At 38.7% G+C, this 19,276-nt stretch carries 15 protein-coding genes; 13 read left to right on the top strand and 2 right to left on the bottom strand.

The window, feature by feature from the left end:
* Positions 1–11: 11 nt before the first annotated feature.
* From EUBELI_RS13460 to EUBELI_RS00360, 4 genes are all read left to right on the top strand, one after another.
* Positions 12–1,544, top strand: a complete 1,533-nt coding sequence (locus EUBELI_RS13460) for a peptidoglycan DD-metalloendopeptidase family protein (protein WP_049777827.1) — start codon at positions 12–14, stop codon at positions 1,542–1,544.
* Positions 1,545–1,749: 205 nt separating this feature from the next.
* Positions 1,750–3,045, top strand: a complete 1,296-nt coding sequence (locus tag EUBELI_RS00350; RefSeq protein ID WP_012738344.1) for a UDP-N-acetylglucosamine 1-carboxyvinyltransferase — start codon at positions 1,750–1,752, stop codon at positions 3,043–3,045.
* A gap of 121 nt (positions 3,046–3,166) precedes the next feature.
* Positions 3,167–4,675: a sensor histidine kinase gene (locus EUBELI_RS00355; RefSeq protein WP_012738345.1), complete on the top strand. Its 1,509-nt coding sequence runs from the start codon at positions 3,167–3,169 to the stop codon at positions 4,673–4,675.
* A gap of 26 nt (positions 4,676–4,701) precedes the next feature.
* Positions 4,702–5,391 carry a response regulator transcription factor gene (locus EUBELI_RS00360; protein ID WP_041687857.1) on the top strand — a complete coding sequence of 230 codons (690 nt, stop codon included), beginning with the start codon at positions 4,702–4,704 and terminating at the stop codon, positions 5,389–5,391.
* A gap of 128 nt (positions 5,392–5,519) precedes the next feature.
* Here EUBELI_RS00360 and EUBELI_RS00365 read toward each other — a convergent pair whose 3' ends face one another.
* Positions 5,520–6,197 (bottom strand): RluA family pseudouridine synthase, encoded by a 678-nt coding sequence (locus EUBELI_RS00365; protein WP_012738347.1) that lies wholly within the window; start codon positions 6,195–6,197, stop codon positions 5,520–5,522.
* Between the two features lie 132 nt (positions 6,198–6,329).
* Between EUBELI_RS00365 and EUBELI_RS00370 the strand changes: the two genes are divergently transcribed.
* Together EUBELI_RS00370 and proS are read left to right on the top strand one after the other, a co-directional pair.
* Positions 6,330–7,400, top strand: coding sequence for an AI-2E family transporter (locus EUBELI_RS00370; protein WP_012738348.1), 1,071 nt, complete (start codon positions 6,330–6,332; stop codon positions 7,398–7,400).
* A gap of 93 nt (positions 7,401–7,493) precedes the next feature.
* Complete coding sequence (proS, locus tag EUBELI_RS00375) at positions 7,494–8,933, top strand: proline--tRNA ligase (protein WP_012738349.1); 1,440 nt, start codon at positions 7,494–7,496, stop codon at positions 8,931–8,933.
* A gap of 77 nt (positions 8,934–9,010) precedes the next feature.
* Here proS and EUBELI_RS00380 read toward each other — a convergent pair whose 3' ends face one another.
* Positions 9,011–10,264 (bottom strand): CCA tRNA nucleotidyltransferase, encoded by a 1,254-nt coding sequence (locus EUBELI_RS00380; RefSeq protein ID WP_012738350.1) that lies wholly within the window; start codon positions 10,262–10,264, stop codon positions 9,011–9,013.
* 201 nt (positions 10,265–10,465) lie between these two features.
* Between EUBELI_RS00380 and EUBELI_RS00385 the strand changes: the two genes are divergently transcribed.
* Genes EUBELI_RS00385 through EUBELI_RS00415 form a run of 7 tightly spaced genes read left to right on the top strand, consistent with a single transcriptional unit; the run spans position 10,466 to position 19,262 of the window.
* Positions 10,466–11,587 carry a protein kinase family protein gene (locus EUBELI_RS00385; RefSeq protein ID WP_012738352.1) on the top strand — a complete coding sequence of 374 codons (1,122 nt, stop codon included), beginning with the start codon at positions 10,466–10,468 and terminating at the stop codon, positions 11,585–11,587.
* A 46-nt stretch (positions 11,588–11,633) separates the two neighbouring features.
* On the top strand, positions 11,634–13,022 hold the full coding sequence (locus tag EUBELI_RS00390; RefSeq protein WP_165437528.1) for a PEGA domain-containing protein: 1,389 nt from the start codon (positions 11,634–11,636) through the stop codon (positions 13,020–13,022).
* A 5-nt stretch (positions 13,023–13,027) separates the two neighbouring features.
* Positions 13,028–14,218: a DegT/DnrJ/EryC1/StrS family aminotransferase gene (locus tag EUBELI_RS00395; protein WP_012738354.1), complete on the top strand. Its 1,191-nt coding sequence runs from the start codon at positions 13,028–13,030 to the stop codon at positions 14,216–14,218.
* 42 nt (positions 14,219–14,260) lie between these two features.
* Positions 14,261–14,980, top strand: a complete 720-nt coding sequence (locus EUBELI_RS00400; RefSeq protein ID WP_012738355.1) for a sugar transferase — start codon at positions 14,261–14,263, stop codon at positions 14,978–14,980.
* A 7-nt stretch (positions 14,981–14,987) separates the two neighbouring features.
* The gene (locus tag EUBELI_RS00405) at positions 14,988–16,043 is read left to right on the top strand and encodes a glycosyltransferase family 2 protein (protein ID WP_012738356.1); all 1,056 of its coding nucleotides are present in this window, start codon (positions 14,988–14,990) and stop codon (positions 16,041–16,043) included.
* On the top strand, positions 16,043–17,908 hold the full coding sequence (locus EUBELI_RS00410; RefSeq protein WP_012738357.1) for a polysaccharide biosynthesis protein: 1,866 nt from the start codon (positions 16,043–16,045) through the stop codon (positions 17,906–17,908). The genes EUBELI_RS00405 and EUBELI_RS00410 overlap by 1 nt, the downstream gene beginning before the upstream one ends.
* Before the next feature lie 43 nt (positions 17,909–17,951).
* Positions 17,952–19,262 carry a hypothetical protein gene (locus EUBELI_RS00415; RefSeq protein WP_012738358.1) on the top strand — a complete coding sequence of 437 codons (1,311 nt, stop codon included), beginning with the start codon at positions 17,952–17,954 and terminating at the stop codon, positions 19,260–19,262.
* Positions 19,263–19,276: the final 14 nt, after the last annotated feature.

Here is a 19,276-nt window from a genome sequence, read left to right on the forward strand (position 1 = left end):
TGGAGGAACTCATGGAACGCTTGTCAAGATATGGCAGACGAATGAAGCTCACAATGATTAACACAATGACAGTTGCGAGCCTTGTCTGTATTATAGCAATTCCATTTTTGACTAAAAATTTATTAAAAACGGAAGCTGATTATTATAGTATAACAATTAATGGCATGAAGGTTGGTGCAGCCAACACTGAAGAAGAGGTTATTATTGCTCTTGCTTCAGCAAGACAGGAATTAAGTGCACAGTATAGTGATGTTGTGTATATGGATCCTGACATTGAGATTAATAAAGAAAGCAGGAATGTTGCACAAAGAATGAGTGTGAATCAGTTGTCAGGCGCTATTTACAGTTATATGTTCGATAATGTTATGGATGTTGATTTCCATATGTATTATACAGTAAGACTTGGAGATTTCGTTGTTACATTGGAGTCTAAGGAAGATGTAATAAAGTTATTTGAGAAGCTGATACAGAAGTATGATCCGAACAATGCATTTACAGTGTCTCTTGATACACTTGATGCTGCTACAGGAACTTATACTGTTTCAGTTAATGAGAAGGCTAAAGAAAGTACAGCAGCAGAGATTGTTTCATCAGCTATCAGTGGTACAGCGGTATCACAGGATGGGCAGACTGTTGCTGACGGAGACGGGCTTACAGGTATTGGTTTCAGTAATGATGTGGTTGTTGTTGAAGTACCGGCAGATAATGCTGTAACAACTTCAGTTACAGATGCCTATGAAAATATAACTAAGGAGCATGCTGAAAAGACAGTATATACTGTTCAGGCAGGAGATGTTTTATCAGTTATTGCCCAGAATAACGGACTTACAATATCAGAGTTATTAAGTCTTAATTCTAATCTGACAGAGAATAGTGTTATTGCACCAGGAGACTCAATAATTATTACTGTTCCAAAGTCAGAGATATCAGTTATAACAACTTATCAGATGAGTTATGAGGAGGATTACGAAGCAGAGCCTAATTATGAGGATGATAATACTAATTACAGAGGAACCAATACTGTTATATCTGAAGGCACTGTAGGACACAGAGCAGTAATAGCAGAGGTTACTTATACTAATGGTAATGAGACTGGAAGAACATATGTAAAGGAAGATATTATTAAGGAATCTGTTCCTAAGACTATTGCGGTTGGAACACTTACCCCTCCAACATATTTAAAGCCGGTAGCTGGAGGTTCGTTCTCGTCAGGATATGGCTACAGATGGGGAAGTCTTCATAAAGGTGTTGACTGGTCTGTAACACAGGGAACAACAGTTACAGCAGCAGCAGCAGGAACTGTAACAAGAGCAGGATGGTTTGCTGATTATGGATATTGCGTAGATATAACGCACAGTAACGGAACAATGACAAGATATGGTCATCTTAGTTCTATAAATGTAAGCGTTGGACAGAGCGTATCACAGGGACAGGCTATTGCCGCATCAGGTAATACAGGCTACAGTACAGGCCCGCATCTTCATTTTGAAATATGGGTTGGAGGTTCTCCTGTTAATCCGCTTAACTATGTTAATAAGTACTAGAGTGATAAAATTACCGGATATTTTTATAAGGCTGCCCTGATAAAGGACAGCCTTTGTTATGTGACAAATTGCAATTTTTTGCATATAATTATAACAAGGGTGAATTTGCCATATTTTTATAAATGTATTTGCAACGAAAATCTTTACAAATCAAAGTTCTGTGATATACTTTATAAGATGTGACTATTATGTTTAGAGGTGCTATATGGAACAATATGTTGTCAAGGGTGGAGTGCCACTCAGAGGAAAAGTTTCCATTGGTGGTGCGAAGAATGCAGCTTTAGGTATTCTTGCAGCAGCAATTATGACAGATGATACTGTAACAATTGAAAATGTACCTAATGTTAGAGACACAAGAGTTTTACTTCAGGCTATAGAAGGAATTGGTGCTAAGGTTAAGTATGTTTATAACAATTCCGTTCAGATAAATGGTGGTTCAATCTGTGATACCAATGTAGAATATGATTATATAAGAAAAATAAGAGCATCTTACTATCTGTTAGGTGCTTTACTTGGTAAGTACAATGAGGCTCATGTTGCACTCCCAGGAGGATGCAATATCGGAAGCCGTCCAATTGACCAGCATATCAAGGGCTTTAAGGCACTTGGTGCGGATGTTGATATAGATTGTGGAGTTGTACATGCAAAGGCAGAGAAGCTTACAGGAGCTCATGTTTATTTTGATGTTGTAACAGTTGGTGCAACAATTAACCTTATGATGGCTTCATGTATGGCAGAGGGAGACACTATTCTGGAAAATGCGGCTAAGGAACCGCATATAGTTGATGTAGCGAATTTCCTTAATTCTATGGGTGCTAACATTAAAGGTGCAGGAACTGATGTAATCCGTATCAAAGGCGTTAAGAGACTTCACGGATGTACTTATTCTATTATTCCGGATCAGATTGAGGCCGGAACATTTATGATGGCAGCAGCAGCTACACATGGTGATGTTGTTATTCAGGATATTATTCCTAAGCATATGGAATCAATATCTGCAAAGTTAATTGAGATGGGATGCAGGATTGAGGAAGGTGATGACAGCTTAAGAGTTATAGCAGAGGGCTGTACACTTAGGAGTACTAATGTTAAGACTTTGCCATATCCTGGATTTCCAACGGATATGCAGCCACAGATTTCAGTTGTACTTGCACTTGCTGAAGGTTCAAGTATGGTAACTGAGAGCATATTTGAGAACAGATTCAAATATGTAGATGAGCTTGGAAGAATGGGTGCCAAGATTAAGGTTGAGGGTAACACAGCCTATATTGAAGGTGTTAAAAGTTTTTGTGGTGTGCAGCTTAATGCTCCGGATTTAAGAGCTGGTGCGGCACTTGTTATTGCTGCGCTCGCAGCAGATGGTATATCAGAGATTGATGATATTGAGTATATCCAGAGAGGTTATGAGGATTTTGAAGGAAAGATTACTAACCTTGGTGGAATTATTAAAAGAGTTGATTCAGAGAGAGAACTTCAGAAGTTCAGGCTCAAGATAGGTTAATTGCAGGCTGTAGCGGATATTCCGTTACAGCTGTTTTAATTTATATTTAATAAAATTAATACATTTGTAATGTTACAAATATCCCTGTATATGGTAGTATTGAGAGGAAAAGGGGTTAATTATGAAGCTAAAGAATAAGTTGTATATTTCTTTCTGTATTATGGTTATACTTCCTGTGCTTCTGAGTGGTCTTGCTCTGGGAGGTCTGTATTGTGTACAGAAGGAAAGCATTGAGAGAACATATAATGTAGATGATGGGGCAATTCTCGTTGGCGTATATTCACCTATAATACTTTTTGGAAAGATTACTGACAGCATATATAAGGATATGAAGACGGAGGTTGATACTTCGCCGGAGCAGTTTACTAATAAGGAATATCTTGATGAATTATCAGGAGAGCTGTCATCTAAGATGTCCTGTCTTGTTGTAAGAAGGAATGGAATTATTATATATAATTCAACAGAAGCACCAGACAGCGAAATTGTAAAGATTCTTCCTGATTATTCTGCTGATGAAGAGAATGTTTCTGATGTTGGAACTTACAAGGGGGGAGAGTACCAGAGTCTTATAAAACAGCTTAATTTTAAGGATTCAGAAGATAATTTTTACAGCGTGTCAATTGTTACTTCATTGAAACAGATTCTTCCACAGGTTAAGACATTTATAATGCAGGTTATATTTGTTATAATTATGGTGTTAATTATTACAAGTCTTGGACTTACTCTGTGGATATACAGTTCTATTGTTAAGCCACTTAATAAGCTGAAGCTTGCAACTGATAATATTAAAGAAGGCAATATGGATTTCGAGATGCCAAAGGTATCTAATAATGAAATCGGAGATGTATGCCGGGATTTTGAGGAGATGAGAGTCGTACTTAAGCAGAGTGCGGAGGATAAGATTAAGTCTGATGCCGAGGAAAAGGAGCTTATCAGAAATATTTCACATGACTTAAAGACACCGCTTACGGCTATTAAAGGATATGTGGAAGGCTTGCGTGACGGAATTGCCAACACGCCTGAAAAGCAGGCTAAGTATATCCAGACTATTGCTAACAAGGTTAATGATATGGACAAGCTGATTGATGAGCTTACTATATATTCAAGGCTTGATACTAACAGGGTTCCATATACATTTGTCAGATGTAATGTAAGTGACTATTTTGGAGACTGTTGTGAAGAGATAGGCACTGAGCTTGAGGCAAGCCAGATTGAACTGGAATATAATGACCATCTTACTGAGCCGGCATATATGAATGTTGATCCGGAGCAGCTAAAGAGGGTTGTTAATAATATTATAAGTAACTCAGTTAAGTATATGGCTGAGGGACGACAGGGAAAGATTAAGATTGACCTGTACGATGAAGGCGACTACATTCATGCAATATTCTCAGATAACGGTATTGGCATTGCAGCTAAAGATGTTGAGAGAATATTTGAGCGTTTCTATAGAACTGATGAATCAAGAAACAGCAAGCATGGTGGAAGTGGTATAGGCCTTGCAATTGTTAAGAAGATTGTTGAGGACCACAAAGGAAAAATATGGGCAGAGAGTGTAGAGGGCGAAGGCACGACCATGCATCTTAATCTGCTTAAAGCAAAGGATGAAGAGAATCCTGAGAATGCATAATGAAACTACACGAAAGGGGACTGGCTATGAGCAAGATATTAATTGTAGAAGATGAAGAGAGTATTGCAGATATTGAGAAGGATTACCTTGAACTTAACGGATATGAGGTTGAGGTATGTAATGATGGAACAAGTGGCCTTGCGGCTGCACTGCATGAGGATATTGATATGTGTATCCTTGATATTATGCTTCCCGGAACTGATGGTTTCGAGATATGCAAGCAGGTAAGAGAAGTTAAGGATATTCCTATTATCATGGTATCTGCCAAGAAGGAAGATATTGATAAGATAAGAGGGCTTGGAGTTGGTGCGGATGATTACATGACCAAGCCATTCAGCCCTAGTGAGCTTGTTGCAAGAGTAAAGGCACATCTTGCAAGATATGACAGACTTGTAAGTAATTCTAAGAACAATAACAATATTATTGAAATCAGAGGAATAAAGATTGATAAGACAGCAAGAAGAGTATTTGTTAATGGTGAGGAGAAGCCATTTACAACAAAGGAATTCGACCTTCTTACGTTCCTTGCAGAGAATCCTAACCATGTCTTCACTAAGGAAGAACTTTTCAAGGAAATCTGGGATATGGATTCAATCGGTGACATCGCAACTGTAACTGTCCACATCAAGAAAATCAGAGAGAAGATTGAGCTTGATACAAGCAAGCCTCAGTATATTGAGACAATCTGGGGAGTAGGGTACAGATTTAAAATGTAAAAGACTAAACTTATAGGCTATACCATAATGCAGAATGAGTTTGAAAACATACAAATTGACCTACTAGTTATGAATAGAAAGCTTGTTCAATAGGTAATTGGCCACATCCAGCAAAATACCAGACAGTATCACCCAATCGAAAACTCAGGTGTAACTCTGAATGTTTCATTCTCAATTGTAAGTGAAACAGCGCACAGTGCAATCTGGTTTCTTTTAAATGCCACTGCTTTAACGGCGTTATCCATGCCGCAATCAGCAGTGGCATATTTATAATCTCCAACAAGCGGGTGCCTGCGGCTTGCAAACTGTACTCTTATCTGGTGATGTCTGCCGGTAATCAGATGTATTCTTACATGTGTAATGTCTTTAACTTCATCATAAGATATCACTTCATATTCAAGCTTTGAAAGCTTTGCTTCTTTATCATTAGCGGCGGCGTCTGCCGGAACTATGGCTGATGTGTTCGTTCTTCCATCTTTCTTTAAATAATCAACAAAAGTTCCTTTTGATTCGGATAGTTTTCCACATATTAAAGCTTCATATTGTTTATTAAATCCGCCCTCCTTCTGCATTAGTGTGGAATACTTTGCTGCTGCAGACTTATTCTTTGCAATAAGCACAAGTCCCGAAACCGGCCGGTCGAGGCGGTTGATTATTGCTGCATATGCAGGCTTTCCCTGTGAAGCGTTGTAAGTCATAACTTCGCTTACAAGGTCCAAATCAAATCCTTTCGCACCCTGGGATAGCTGTCCGGCTGGTTTATTCACTATAATAATGTCTTTAGTTTCGTGTATTATATTAAGCATGGTTGTGTCCTTTTTATGTTTTTATTAAGAATACATGCGTTTTAATAATTAATCAACAACATTCGGCGAATAAATGTCCCAGCCACGCACACACTAATTAAACGATAAGTATTAGCAGGTGTGAGGTGGCATATGGGTGAAAATGTGTGGGATTTCAGGAAGCGGCTGACATTGCTTTTTGGCAGTGCCGTTATTATTGCGGTGGTTTTCTTTATATTCAAGGTGCTTTTTTATTATGTGTGGCCGTTCATGCTTGCATTCTGTTTTGCGGTGCTGCTTCAGAAGCCGATAGTGGGGCTGGCGAAACTTTTAAGGGAGAAAAAGACTCTTGCTGCGAGTATAGTTGTAACAATGGTGACGCTTATAATTCTTTCAGTGCTGTTGTATGTCGGTTATATGGCGTTTCGCGAACTTAAAGATTTCATAGCTAATTTTGATGAGAACATTAACAGCCTTGATGGGCAGTTTAAGCTTGTATGCTGCCGTATTGATGGCTGGATTAAGTTGAAAGAAGGCTGCAGTTACGCATTTTTTGAAAAATGTAAAGGGATAATTATAGATGGAGACGGACAGCAGATGTTCTTTACAATTATGAGAAAACATTCTGTTCCGGTTATAACATGGTGCGTTATGGCGGTTGCCGGACTTGTGGTGTGCTTTATTGGAACGATATATGCGGCGGCTGGAATTGAGAAGTACAGAAGCTGGCGGGAGAACACTATATTTAAGGGCGAAGTCGGGGCGGTGCATGTGGGACTTCGCAATTTGATAAATGTATATTTCAGGGTGCAGCTTATTATAATGTCGATAAATATTGTGGTGTGTTCAACAGCATTTTTAATGATAGGCAATCCTTATGCGATTCTTCTTGGTGTGCTGACTGGGATTATTGACGCACTTCCGATATTTGGTACGGGAACAGTACTGATACCATGGGCTGTGGGAAGCCTGCTTTTCGGACATGTGAAAAATGCGGTGATTCTTGTGGTGTTGTATATTGTCACATATTTTGTGAGGGAGATTATGGAGTCAAAATGTATGGGTGACAGAATGGGAATTGCACCATTTACAATGCTTGCGGTTATATATATCGGGATACTTGTGTATGGGGTTGTCGGATTTATTCTTGGACCAATATCATATTGTATAATAAAAGCACTTGTTCTTTACTTGAAAAGCATTTTAGAACATGATAAACTCTAGTGGTGCCGTCAATGGCAGGCGGACAATGCGAAGCAGCATTCGCATCAGGCTCCGTATGAAACGGGTCTGTAATGTCATAGAAAGAGGTTTATTATGGCAGAAGATAAGAAATTAGTAGAAGCGATTACATCCATGAAAGAGGATTTCGCTCAGTGGTACACAGATGTGTGTAAGAAGGCAGAGCTTATGTCTTACTCAAGCGTCAAGGGATGCATGATTTTTAAGCCGGCTGGATATGCAATCTGGGAGAATATTAAGAATGAGATGGACAGAAGATTCAAGGAAACAGGTGTTGAGAATGTTTATCTTCCAATGTTCATTCCAGAGAGCCTTCTTGAGGTTGAGAAGGATCATGTAGAAGGATTTGCACCAGAAGTTGCATGGGTAACTTATGGCGGACTTAATCCACTTCAGGAAAGAATGTGTGTAAGACCTACATCAGAGACACTTTTCTGTGATTTCTATAAAGATGAGATACAGTCATACAGAGATTTACCAAAGGTATATAACCAGTGGTGTTCAGTTGTAAGATGGGAGAAGGAGACAAGACCATTCCTTCGTTCAAGAGAGTTCTTATGGCAGGAAGGCCATACAGCACATGCTACAGCAGAAGAGGCTGAGGCACGTACACAGCAGATGCTTAACCTTTACGCTGACTTCTGTGAGGAAGTTCTTGCAATTCCTGTAATTAAGGGACGTAAGACTGATAAGGAGAAGTTTGCAGGTGCAGAGGCTACGTATACTATCGAGGCGCTTATGCATGATGGTAAGGCCCTCCAGTCAGGTACAAGCCATAACTTTGGTGATGGATTTGCCAAAGCATTTGGTATCCAGTACACAGATAAGGATAATAAGTTAAAATATGTTCACCAGACTTCATGGGGAACAACAACAAGACTTATCGGTGCTGTTATCATGACTCATGGTGATGATTCAGGACTTGTGCTTCCACCTAAGGTTGCACCTGTTCAGGTTGATGTTATTCCTATTATGCAGAAGAAGGCAGGCGTTCTTGACAAGGCTTATGAAGTTGGCCAGGCTCTTAAGGCAGCAGGACTTCGTGTTAAGGTTGATGATTCAGATAAGAATCCTGGCTGGAAGTTCTCTGAGCAGGAGATGCGTGGTATCCCTGTAAGAGTTGAGATGGGACCAAGAGATATTGAGGCTAATCAGGCTGTTATTGTTCGTCGTGATACAAGAGAGAAGATTACTGTATCCATCGATGAGCTTGCAGACAGAATTCCAGAAATTCTTGATACTATCCAGAAGGATATGCTTGAGAGAGCAAGAGCTCACAGAGAAGCTCATACATATACAGCTCTTAATTATGATGAATTCAAGGATACAGCAGCTAATAAGGCTGGATTCATCAAGGCTATGTGGTGTGGAGACCAGGCTTGTGAGGACAAGATTAAGGAAGATACTACATGTACATCAAGATGTATGCCATTTGCACAGGAGAAGTTAAGTGATGTGTGCGTATGCTGTGGTAAGCCGGCTAAGGCTATGGTTTACTGGGGTAAGGCATATTAATTCTAAGAAGTGTTAATTATAATAACCCTCATCGGATTTGCCAGAAGGCAGCCGGTGAGGGTTATTTTATGATTATATTATTTGATATGTTCAATCATTGCAATAAGAGTAGCTTTATCATTGAGCTTAGGGTTCTCTATAACGATATCAAGCAGGGATTTCAGTGTTTCACCGATTTCGTGTCCCTGAAGGCCATATTCAATAAGGTCATTTCCTGATATGTCGAGGGCTTTTATTGTAAAACAGTCACCGCGTGCAAGAATATCTGTCCCAAGACGCTTTAATGTGAGAAGATGCTTTACCTTCGCCGGATTACTTATTCCTGTGATGTCTTCAGATGCCTGGATTACAGCCATCATAAGCTCATGCCACAGAGGCAGGAAATCTCTGCCATACTGATTAAGGGCAGTACGAACGGCCGGCTCAGTTTCTTCTATATCAATCTTTGATAATTTAACAAGCTTAGATACTGTGTCAACAGTCTTGTTATCCAGTTTAAGTGCTCGAAGTGTCTTAGCTGCTTCGTCAGGTGTAGAAGCTATGAAAAGTGCAGCATAGCGTAAGTATATATTATCAGGTGTGTGTTGTAATGTTGCAAGTATTTTGCGCTTATAGCGGCTCTTTAGGGAATTGTCAATTACCGGAAGAATCGGCTCAAAAAGTCCTGCTTCTGAATATTGAGCAACATAATCGGGATGTGCAGACATAAGTGTTTTGCCAAGCTCTACATGCACACGCTCCATGCTTATTTTGCTGATTGATGGGGCAAGCTTTTTAATTGCATTCCATGTTGCTTCATCAATGGTAAAGCCAAGCTGTGCAGAAAATCTTATGGCACGCATCATTCGCAGAGCGTCCTCTGTAAATCTTAATTCTGGTTCACCAACGCAGCGTATTATTTTTGCATCCAAATCATCAAGACCGTTAAATTCATCAACAAATCCATCAGTGTCGTTGTATGCCATGGCATTTATCGTAAAATCACGGCGGCACAGGTCATCAACAAGCCTGTCTGAAAATTCTACAGATTTCGGATGCCTGCCATCCTCGTATTCGCCATCAATTCTGTATGTTGTAACTTCGTATCCGGTTTTATCTATCATTATAGTGACGGTTCCGTGGGCGATTCCAGTATCAACAGTTCTTTTAAAGAAAGTTTTTATCTGTGATGGAACAGCAGAAGTGGTTATATCCCAGTCATCCGGGTTTCGACCAAGGATACTGTCTCGTATACAGCCGCCAACAGCATAGGCTTTGAAGCCGTGTTCTTCAATTGTATGTATAATGTTCCTGACAGCTTCCGGCATGTCAATATGAAAGTTTTCAGGCATAATTTTCCCCCGCAGTATTGTTTGATTTATATGTGGATTCAGATTCCATATTTGTCTATTATAAGAGAAAAATGCATTTTCATCAAGATAATGATTGTAGTAAATCGCAGGAATATAGAAGCATTTAATTTCATAAGATAAGGCAGACGCAGGCGTATGAGAATACAGTGTCTGTATTAAGTGCGGAAACGGGGGGGCTTTATGAACGAAAAATCATTAGAATGTCTTAAATTTTATGATATGCAGATTAAAAAGATGGTTAAGGGAAGAGGTGGAGTAATTCTTTTTACAGACAGAGGATGCAGGCTGTTCCTTGAATGTACAAGAAATGACGGATTTTACTACAGGGATGATGCTGTTACAAATGCAGTTCGTGAGGCTGGATTTAACAGGGTTGATACCTATGTAAGAAACGACGACGGGGAATTGTTCACATCAGGAGAGGATGGGCGCAGATATGTTATGAAGAAATGGTTTAGTGGAAGAGAGTGCGATGTAAAGTCTGCAAATGATGTGACGGAGGCAGTCAGAACGCTTGCGCGGCTGCACATTTGTTTAAATGTAGTTTCTGCTAAAGGTGTAAAATATGTGTGTGACAATGGAAGCCAGAATATAAATAAACAGTGGGAGTGTATGGCGTTGTCAGAGTTGGAAGGTGAGAAACCGGAGGCAGAATTGAAAGCAAGTGAAAGCTGTGTGCAGAATGTTGTGCGGTTCGACAAAGGAAGCGGAATAAGACAGAATGTTGACAGGCATACAAGAGAGATTAAGAAGGCTGCTAATTATATGAGAGGCAAGAAAAAGAAAAATGAATTTGAGCAGATAGCGCTTGGAGCTATAGATCAATTTTACGATGAAGCAAGTGAAGCGGGGGCGTGTATAAAATCACAGCGGTTTGATGCGCGTTTTGAAAGAATGGAGCAGACAAATGAACTTGTACACGGAAGCTATAATTATCATAATGTTTTTCTGGATGCAGATGGCAGTGAAAATGCTGTTACTAATTTTGAAAAATGTCATAATGACTGTCAGGTTGCAGATTTGTACCAGTTTCTAAGGAAGGTCATGGAAAAGCATGACTGGGATATTAATATAGCATACAGGCTTGTTGATGAATATGATAAATTAAAGCCTCTTGATGATGATGACCTTGACATGCTGGCAGCAATGTTAAGCTTTCCAGAGAAATTCTGGAAGATTATCAACCAGTATTATAATGCTGGAAAAGCGTGGGTTCCTGCTAAGAATATTGAAAAGCTCAAAACAGTAATAGCGCAGAATATGCGTAGAAGAGAATTAATTGATAAAATGTGTGGTCTGTGATAAAATTGGAGGATACGAGGGGAAAAGTTATTTGTGAGGAATGCTTATGAAACGAATGTATAATTGGATACATATTTTGAGGCAGGCAGCAGTTATAGGGATGATGCTTGTGCTGTTTTTAAGTCAGACAGCATGTACAGCTTCTGGCAGTAAGAAAGGAAATGCAATGGTACCGGGAAGCAGTATAACGCCGGCACCAACAGTTAATAAAGATATAAAGGGAGATGGTGAGAATCCAACCTTTACAGGTGTGTTGAGTCTTCAGGATTTTAGCGGGTTTAAAATGCGCTTTGTTGATATAAACAGTGGAACAGAATATGAGGTGCCATATTCAGGTGGTACGGATATCCAGGATGCCTATGGTAAGGTAAAAGCGGCATCTACCATGGATGTGGGTGGCATATATGATGTATATGTTGATAAAAAAGGCAAGGCGGCGAAGATTTATGGAAGCAGTAATTCCTGGGTAAGATACGATGTTTCAGGAATAACTGTAGATGAAAGTTCAAGAAAAATAAGTATTGGTGCATCCAATATGGTATATGAAAGCTACACAGTGGTACTTTCAGGAGATGAAAGAATAAGTATTGCACAGCTTGTTGATCAGGATAAGATGGTCATAAGAGGCATAGGAGACAAAGTCTATTCTGTTGAAGTAACAGACGGACACGGATATCTTAAGGTTACCGGTACAGATGCACTTAATGGAGGCTATATAAGTATAGGAAACAGACAGCTTCTGGGTATTACCAGGGATATGCTGGTGACTGCACCTGTTGGTACATTTACGGTTAATGTCCGTAATGGTAGCCTGTCAGCAAGTAAGACTGTTACTATATCAAAGGATGCAACTACCACAGTTGATTTTTCAGAAGTCCAGACGGATCCTGTTAAAACAGGTGCGGTTAATTTCTCGGTTACTCCGTCCGGTGCAGTAATGAGTATAGATGGAACTGAGGTTGATTATTCATCCCCTGTTTCTTTGACTTATGGAACTCACAGAATTAAGCTGGTAGCCAACAATTATCAGGAATACTCTGAGATTATAAATGTTAACTCAGCTTATGTTACGAAGGTTATCGATATGACTTCATCCGGTACATCAACAAGTACAGCGGCTGATAATACAAGTGGATATAAGGTATCAATAACAGCACCTAAGGGAGCGGTACTTTATGTTAATAGTGAATACATAGGAACTGTTCCGTGTTCATTTGATAAATCATCTGGAAAGAAGACGATTACACTTTCGCAGAATGGATATAATACAGTTAGTTATACAATATCAATTGCTAATACAGCAGGAGACCTGACATATGCATTTCCAGAAATGATAAGTGGAGGTACCCAGGAGACTACAACACAGGTACAGGTTCCAACAGTCACTCCTGCAACAACAAAGTCATCTACAAAGCAGAGTACGAAAAGGAGATAAGAGTTATGAATATTTTATTTTCACCACCAGATATAACCGAGGAAGAGATTCAGGCAGTTTCTGAGGCTTTAAGGTCAGGATGGATTACAACAGGTCCAAGAACTAAAGAGTTTGAAAGAAATATTGCTCAGTTTACAGGCTGTAACAGGGCGGCATGTCTCAATTCAGCTACAGCATGTCTTGAGACTGCACTCCGCCTGTTAGGAATCGGTGAGGGCGATGAGGTTATTGTACCGGCATACACTTATACAGCATCTGCAAGTGTCGTTGCGCATGTTAATGCAAAGCTTGTTCTTATTGATGTTGAAAAGGACACATATCACCTTGATTATGACGCGCTTGAAGCTGCAATTAATGAGAGTACCAAGGCTGTAATACCTGTAGATATAGGTGGTGTTATGGTTGACTATGACAGGATAAGAAAGATTGTCGAGAGTAAAAAGAATATATTTAAGGCTTCAACACCCCTTCAGGAGGCACTTGGCAGAGTTGCAATTGTTGCTGATTCTGCACATGGTTTCGGAGCAAGTGAGGGTGGTGTTATGAGTGGAATGAAGGCTGACTTTACAAGCTTTTCATTTCATGCAGTCAAGAACCTTACAACAGCAGAAGGCGGAGCTCTTACATGGAGAAGTATTCCGGGAGTTGATGATGAGGATATATATAAGCAGATAATGCTTTACTCACTTCACGGACAGTCTAAGGATGCGCTTGCAAAGACTAAGCTTGGTGCATGGGAATATGATATCAAAGGAACTTATTACAAATGTAACATGACTGATATTATGGCTTCTATTGGGCTTGTACAGCTTAAGAGATATCCGGGACTTCTTAAGAGAAGAAGAGATATAATTGAGAGATATACACAAGGGATTGCAGCCGATGATGTGGATATTATGAAGCATTTTACAGATGAATATACTTCAAGTGGTCATCTGTATCTTGTAAGGCTTCTTGGAAAGGATGTTAAGGAGCGTAATGAACTGATTACAAGACTTGCTGAGGCAGGTGTTGCAACTAATGTACATTATAAGCCGCTTCCAATGCATACGGCATATAAGAACATGGGATTTGATATTAAGGATTTTCCACATTCATATAATATGTATCGTAATGAGATTACACTGCCGCTTCATACATGTCTTACTGATGAACAGGTAGAATATGTAATAGAGCAGTTTAACAGAATGAAATAATCGGACATTAGTTATACAACAACAAAAAGGGGATTGATTACGATGGAGTTAAGACCATGGCAGCTTCTTCCTGATGAAATGAGAACTAAGGAAGTAAGAAAATACTATAATATACTTATGAAACACAGAATGTGGTTAGAGATGAAAAGAGTGCTTGATGTTATTGTTGCTGGTATTATGCTGGCAGTTTTAATTATTCCAATGGGAATAATTGCACTTGCAATCAGACTTGATTCACCGGGACCTGTTTTTTTCAGGCAGGCGAGAGTAACACAGTATGGAAGAATTTTTCGTATATACAAGTTCAGGACTATGGTTGACAATGCAAGTAAGCTAGGGGCAGCAGTGACTGTAGATAATGATTCAAGAATCACTAAGGTTGGAGCATTTTTACGCAAATACAGAATGGACGAGTTTCCTCAGCTTTTTAATATACTTGCAGGGGATATGACTCTTGTCGGAACAAGACCGGAAGTTCCTAAGTATGTTAAGAAGTACACTAAGGAGATGTATGCGACACTTCTTCTTCCTGCCGGACTTACATCAAGGACAAGTATTGCTTATAAGGATGAGGACAAGCTTCTTGGTGAGGCTGTTGATGAAAAAAGTACAGATAATATATATCTGAATGAAGTGTTACCGGCAAAAATGCGTTATAACCTTGAAAGTATGAAACATTTTGGCGTGAAGGCTGATGCGGCTGTATTGTGGGATACATTTACATCAGTAGTTGGAAGTGAAAGAATGACTGTTAAGAAGTAGGTAGAGTATGTTTATTACAATTGCCGTTATTGCATATAACGAGGAGAGTACGATAAAGAATATTCTTGATGACATAAGCAGGCAGGATTATGATCATAGTCTTATGGAGGTTGTGCTTGTTGATTCTGCATCCACGGATGGAACAAAGGCTGTTATGCAGAAGTTTGCTGATGAGAATAAGATGGGAGCAAGACAGATAATCGTGCTTGACAATCCTAAGAAGACGCTTCCGTGTGGATGGAACGTGCTGCTCGATAATTATGCAGGGGAAGCTGTTATAAGAGTTGATGCGCATGCACATATCCCGGTGGATTTTGTCAGCAAGAATGTTAAAGTATTAGAAGAAGGCGAGATGGTTGTCGGTGGTGTCCGACCTAATATAGTTGATGAAGAGACACCATGGAAGGATACGCTGCTTCTTGCTGAGAGTTCGATGTTCGGCTCAAGCATAGCACCTTACCGTAATGGTGGGAATGGAACGGAAGAAAAGATATATATGAAATCGTTGTTCCATGCTGCATATAGAAGGGAAGTTTTTGAAAAAATCGGACATTATAATGAGGCTCTTGCAAGAACTGAGGATAATGAAATTCATTACCGTATGAGAAAAGCAGGGTTTAAATTAAGATTCTGTCCGGATATAATATCGTACCAGCATACAAGAAGTTCACTTCCTAAGATGCTTAAGCAGAAATATGCTAATGGATACTGGATTGGAAAGACAAGCAAGGTATGTCCAGGATGCCTTTCTATATATCATTTTGTTCCATGGGCTTTTGTCATGGCTATTATTGTTACAACAGTTGCAAGTGTGTCATGTAAGCTGCTTGCTGTGAAGTCGATTTTTTCGCGTATTGTATATGGACTTACAGGACTTATGTGGGGAGCATACTGGCTGTTGGCAGTAGTTATGTCGATTGTTGCAGTAATAGGAGCAAAGAAGGAGCGCAATAAAACATGTTTTGCATTGCCATTTTTATTTTTTCTGTTGCATATTTCTTATGGAATTGGTACAGTATGTGGGTTAGCAGCTAAAAAGCCTGCTAAAGAAACGAGGAACTGATGATGGGTGAAACTAAAAAGGACAGAATACAGCTTCTGGTAAGAAGATTTTTCTTGTTTTTAACAGATACATTTTTACTGAATGCATGTGTATATCTGTCGCTTATTATGAGATTTGATGTAGGTATTGTATCTATTGAACCTCAATATATTAACAATTATGTAGACAATATGCTGTTCTATACAATAATATCGCTGCTTATATTCTGGGTGTTCAGATTATATCACAGTCTGTGGCAGTATGCGAGTATAGCTGAGGTGTACAGGATTGCTGAAGCATGTATTACTGTAGAAGTGGTACATTTCTTAAGTAATAAGATGGTGGGTAATATGCTTCCTAGAAGCTGCTATTTTAATGCGGCAATATACCTTATTATTGCAATATGTGCAAGTCGTTTTATGTACAGAATGATAAGAACTGTTCTTAACAAATACAGAAATATTAAGACTTCCAACAATGTAATGATTATTGGTGCCGGAGAGGCAACTAATGTCATTATGAGAGAAATACAGAATTCGAGCTATCTTGCCAATTCTAATATTGCATGTATTATTGATGATGACCGCCGCAAGGTTGGTAAATACATACGAGGCGTCAAGGTTATAGGAACAAGGGACAAGATTAAGGAAGCAGCAAAGCTTTATGATATTGATGAGATTATATTTGCAATTCCATCAGCATCTAATGAAGTTAAAAGGGATATATTAAACATTTGTAAAGAGACTGATTGTACTCTTAAGATTCTGCCAGGTGTATATCAGATGGTAGATGGAGAGATTAATGTTAATTCTATCCGTAATGTTGATGTGCTTGACCTTCTTGGAAGAGACCCGATTGAAGTAGATATTGAATCTATCATGGGTTATGTTAAGGATAAGGTCATTATGGTAACAGGTGGTGGCGGTTCTATTGGTTCAGAGCTGTGCCGCCAGCTTGTAAGTCACAAGCCTAAGCAGCTCATTATATTTGATATATATGAGAATAATGCCTATGATATTCAGCAGGAATTAAAGATTAATTATCCTGATGCCAATGTTGTTACTCTTATTGGTTCGATAAGAAATGTTTCAAGACTTGAAAGCGTATTTGCACAGTATAAGCCAGATATTGTATATCATGCAGCAGCACATAAGCATGTACCGCTTATGGAAGTCAGTCCTGATGAGGCTGTTAAGAATAATGTTGTTGGTACATGGAATGTTGCAAGGATGGCTGATAAGTATGGGGTTAAGAAGTTTGTTATGATAAGTACAGATAAGGCTGTTAATCCAACTAATGTAATGGGAGCAACAAAGCGTATCTGTGAGATGATTGTTCAGACATATAACGGGATATCCAAGACAGATTTCGTTGCTGTAAGATTCGGTAATGTACTTGGAAGTAACGGCTCAGTCATTCCTCTTTTTAAGAGACAGATTGAGGCTGGCGGACCGGTTACGGTTACAGATCCTAATATTATAAGATATTTCATGACTATACCAGAGGCGGTTTCACTTGTTCTTCAGGCAGGTGCATATGCCAAAGGTGGAGAGATATTCATTCTTGATATGGGTGAGCCTGTTAAGATTGATGACCTCGCAAAGAACCTTATCAGATTGTCAGGTTATACACTTGGCGTTGATATGGAGATTAAATATACGGGACTCAGACCAGGAGAAAAATTATATGAGGAACTTCTTATGAAAGAGGAAGGACTTCAGGAGACAGACAACAAGCTTATTCACATTGGAAAACCAATTGAGTTTGATAAAGAGAATTTCTTTAATAACCTTGAGAAGCTTAAGGAAGAAGCTTATTCAGAAACAGGTAATATAAGAGAATCACTTAAGAAGGTGGTTGTTACTTACCATCCGGATGAACATTAATTTTATCTGGCTATAGAATGTATTTATATGGGGGAGAAGGTATATGGGGATATATCAGAAGTTAAAGTTTTTTATTGGAAAGGTAACTGTGCTTATTATGGCAGTTATCTTTCCTTTTGCTGTTATTGTACAGAACAGAAAAGTATCGTCTTTTTTTTGTAATGTTTTTATAGTGATGGCGCTGCTGGTATTACTGTGTGCGGTTATTAATGAGTTGGTTAACAGTAAAGATGCTTTTAAGGATTTTATAGCTGCGGATGTAAAAAGCAGATATGTTGTGTCAGGCATTCTGATATTTTTGGCAATAATGTGGTGTTTTATATCACCAGCTATAGGCTGCGAATTTAGTGGAGCAGGAAGCAGAATTCAGGGAATGTTATTTTTTATAGGATGTGCATGTATATATATTGTTATATCTGAATGTTATTCGTATGAAGAAACAGATATGGCGATTATGATTTTTGCATCTGTAATTATAAATATAATTACAATATTGAGGTTCTTAATTTCTGCTAAAGGCTGTACAGATGAGTATTGTATGTATACGGTTATGATGTTTGCAGTTTGTGTATATTCATTCCTTTTATCAGATGATAATAAAAAAATATATTACCTGGCAGCGGCTTGTTTATGTGAAATGGGGCTTATATCTGCAACAGGTAATATGGCTGTTACGGGTATGGTAATAGTGCTTCTTGTTATGCTGCCAATAGCATTAAGAAAATATGAATGCTTTACGAGATATGAACTTATAGTGCTTATGATTTTTATTCTGGGAAGGCTGTTTGCATATATAAATGTATTTACAAATAAGGTTACTGCATTGCCTGTGTCATCAGCATTTCTTACATCATATAAGACAACGGCATTTATAATAGCCGGTTGTATAATATATATGATGCTTATAATATTTGATGATAGAGTTAAGGGATGTATAAAAAATATCAGAAAAGTTGTGTTAAACCGTATATATATGTGTATTACAGGATTGGATATAATTGGGATAATTACAATCGTTATGATTAATAACTATAGAAATAATTATACTTTTTATCTAATGATTTTTATAGGAATTATTCAGATATTGATGTCTGTTGCAGTGTTTATATTTACAACGCATAGTGTGTTGGAATCGATAGAGGACAGGACTAAACCAGAAAAAGATATTAGCAATAGCAATGATGATTATTTGCTGCAGGGATATGGAAGCAGATATATGATAACGGCAATAGGAATAGCGGCAATAGCATACATTCTGCAGGGAACAGGAAATCTTTTTGAATTTGAGGTCTTCCCGGTGTTTATATGTTTTGTAGCAATAATGAGTACATATAATAAAAACTGCGGTTCATAAGAGCCGCAGTTTTT

It is taken from the genome of [Eubacterium] eligens ATCC 27750 (genome assembly GCF_000146185.1).
Lineage (GTDB): Bacteria > Bacillota > Clostridia > Lachnospirales > Lachnospiraceae > Lachnospira > Lachnospira eligens.

Excerpts from the sequence above, each read along its gene's own strand:
- EUBELI_RS00360 (WP_041687857.1), top strand. The coding sequence starts at position 4,702 with ATGAGCAAGATATTAATTGTAGAAGATGAAGAGAGTATTGCAGATATT.
- EUBELI_RS00395 (WP_012738354.1), top strand. The coding sequence starts at position 13,028 with ATGAATATTTTATTTTCACCACCAGATATAACCGAGGAAGAGATTCAG.
- EUBELI_RS00370 (WP_012738348.1), top strand. The coding sequence starts at position 6,330 with ATGGGTGAAAATGTGTGGGATTTCAGGAAGCGGCTGACATTGCTTTTT.
- EUBELI_RS00365 (WP_012738347.1), bottom strand. The coding sequence starts at position 6,197 with ATGCTTAATATAATACACGAAACTAAAGACATTATTATAGTGAATAAA.
- EUBELI_RS00355 (WP_012738345.1), top strand. The coding sequence starts at position 3,167 with ATGAAGCTAAAGAATAAGTTGTATATTTCTTTCTGTATTATGGTTATA.
- EUBELI_RS00385 (WP_012738352.1), top strand. The coding sequence starts at position 10,466 with ATGAACGAAAAATCATTAGAATGTCTTAAATTTTATGATATGCAGATT.
- EUBELI_RS13460 (WP_049777827.1), top strand. The coding sequence starts at position 12 with ATGGAACGCTTGTCAAGATATGGCAGACGAATGAAGCTCACAATGATT.
- proS (WP_012738349.1), top strand. The coding sequence starts at position 7,494 with ATGGCAGAAGATAAGAAATTAGTAGAAGCGATTACATCCATGAAAGAG.
- EUBELI_RS00415 (WP_012738358.1), top strand. The coding sequence starts at position 17,952 with ATGGGGATATATCAGAAGTTAAAGTTTTTTATTGGAAAGGTAACTGTG.
- EUBELI_RS00390 (WP_165437528.1), top strand. The coding sequence starts at position 11,634 with ATGAAACGAATGTATAATTGGATACATATTTTGAGGCAGGCAGCAGTT.
- EUBELI_RS00400 (WP_012738355.1), top strand. The coding sequence starts at position 14,261 with ATGGAGTTAAGACCATGGCAGCTTCTTCCTGATGAAATGAGAACTAAG.
- EUBELI_RS00405 (WP_012738356.1), top strand. The coding sequence starts at position 14,988 with ATGTTTATTACAATTGCCGTTATTGCATATAACGAGGAGAGTACGATA.
- EUBELI_RS00350 (WP_012738344.1), top strand. The coding sequence starts at position 1,750 with ATGGAACAATATGTTGTCAAGGGTGGAGTGCCACTCAGAGGAAAAGTT.
- EUBELI_RS00410 (WP_012738357.1), top strand. The coding sequence starts at position 16,043 with ATGATGGGTGAAACTAAAAAGGACAGAATACAGCTTCTGGTAAGAAGA.
- EUBELI_RS00380 (WP_012738350.1), bottom strand. The coding sequence starts at position 10,264 with ATGCCTGAAAACTTTCATATTGACATGCCGGAAGCTGTCAGGAACATT.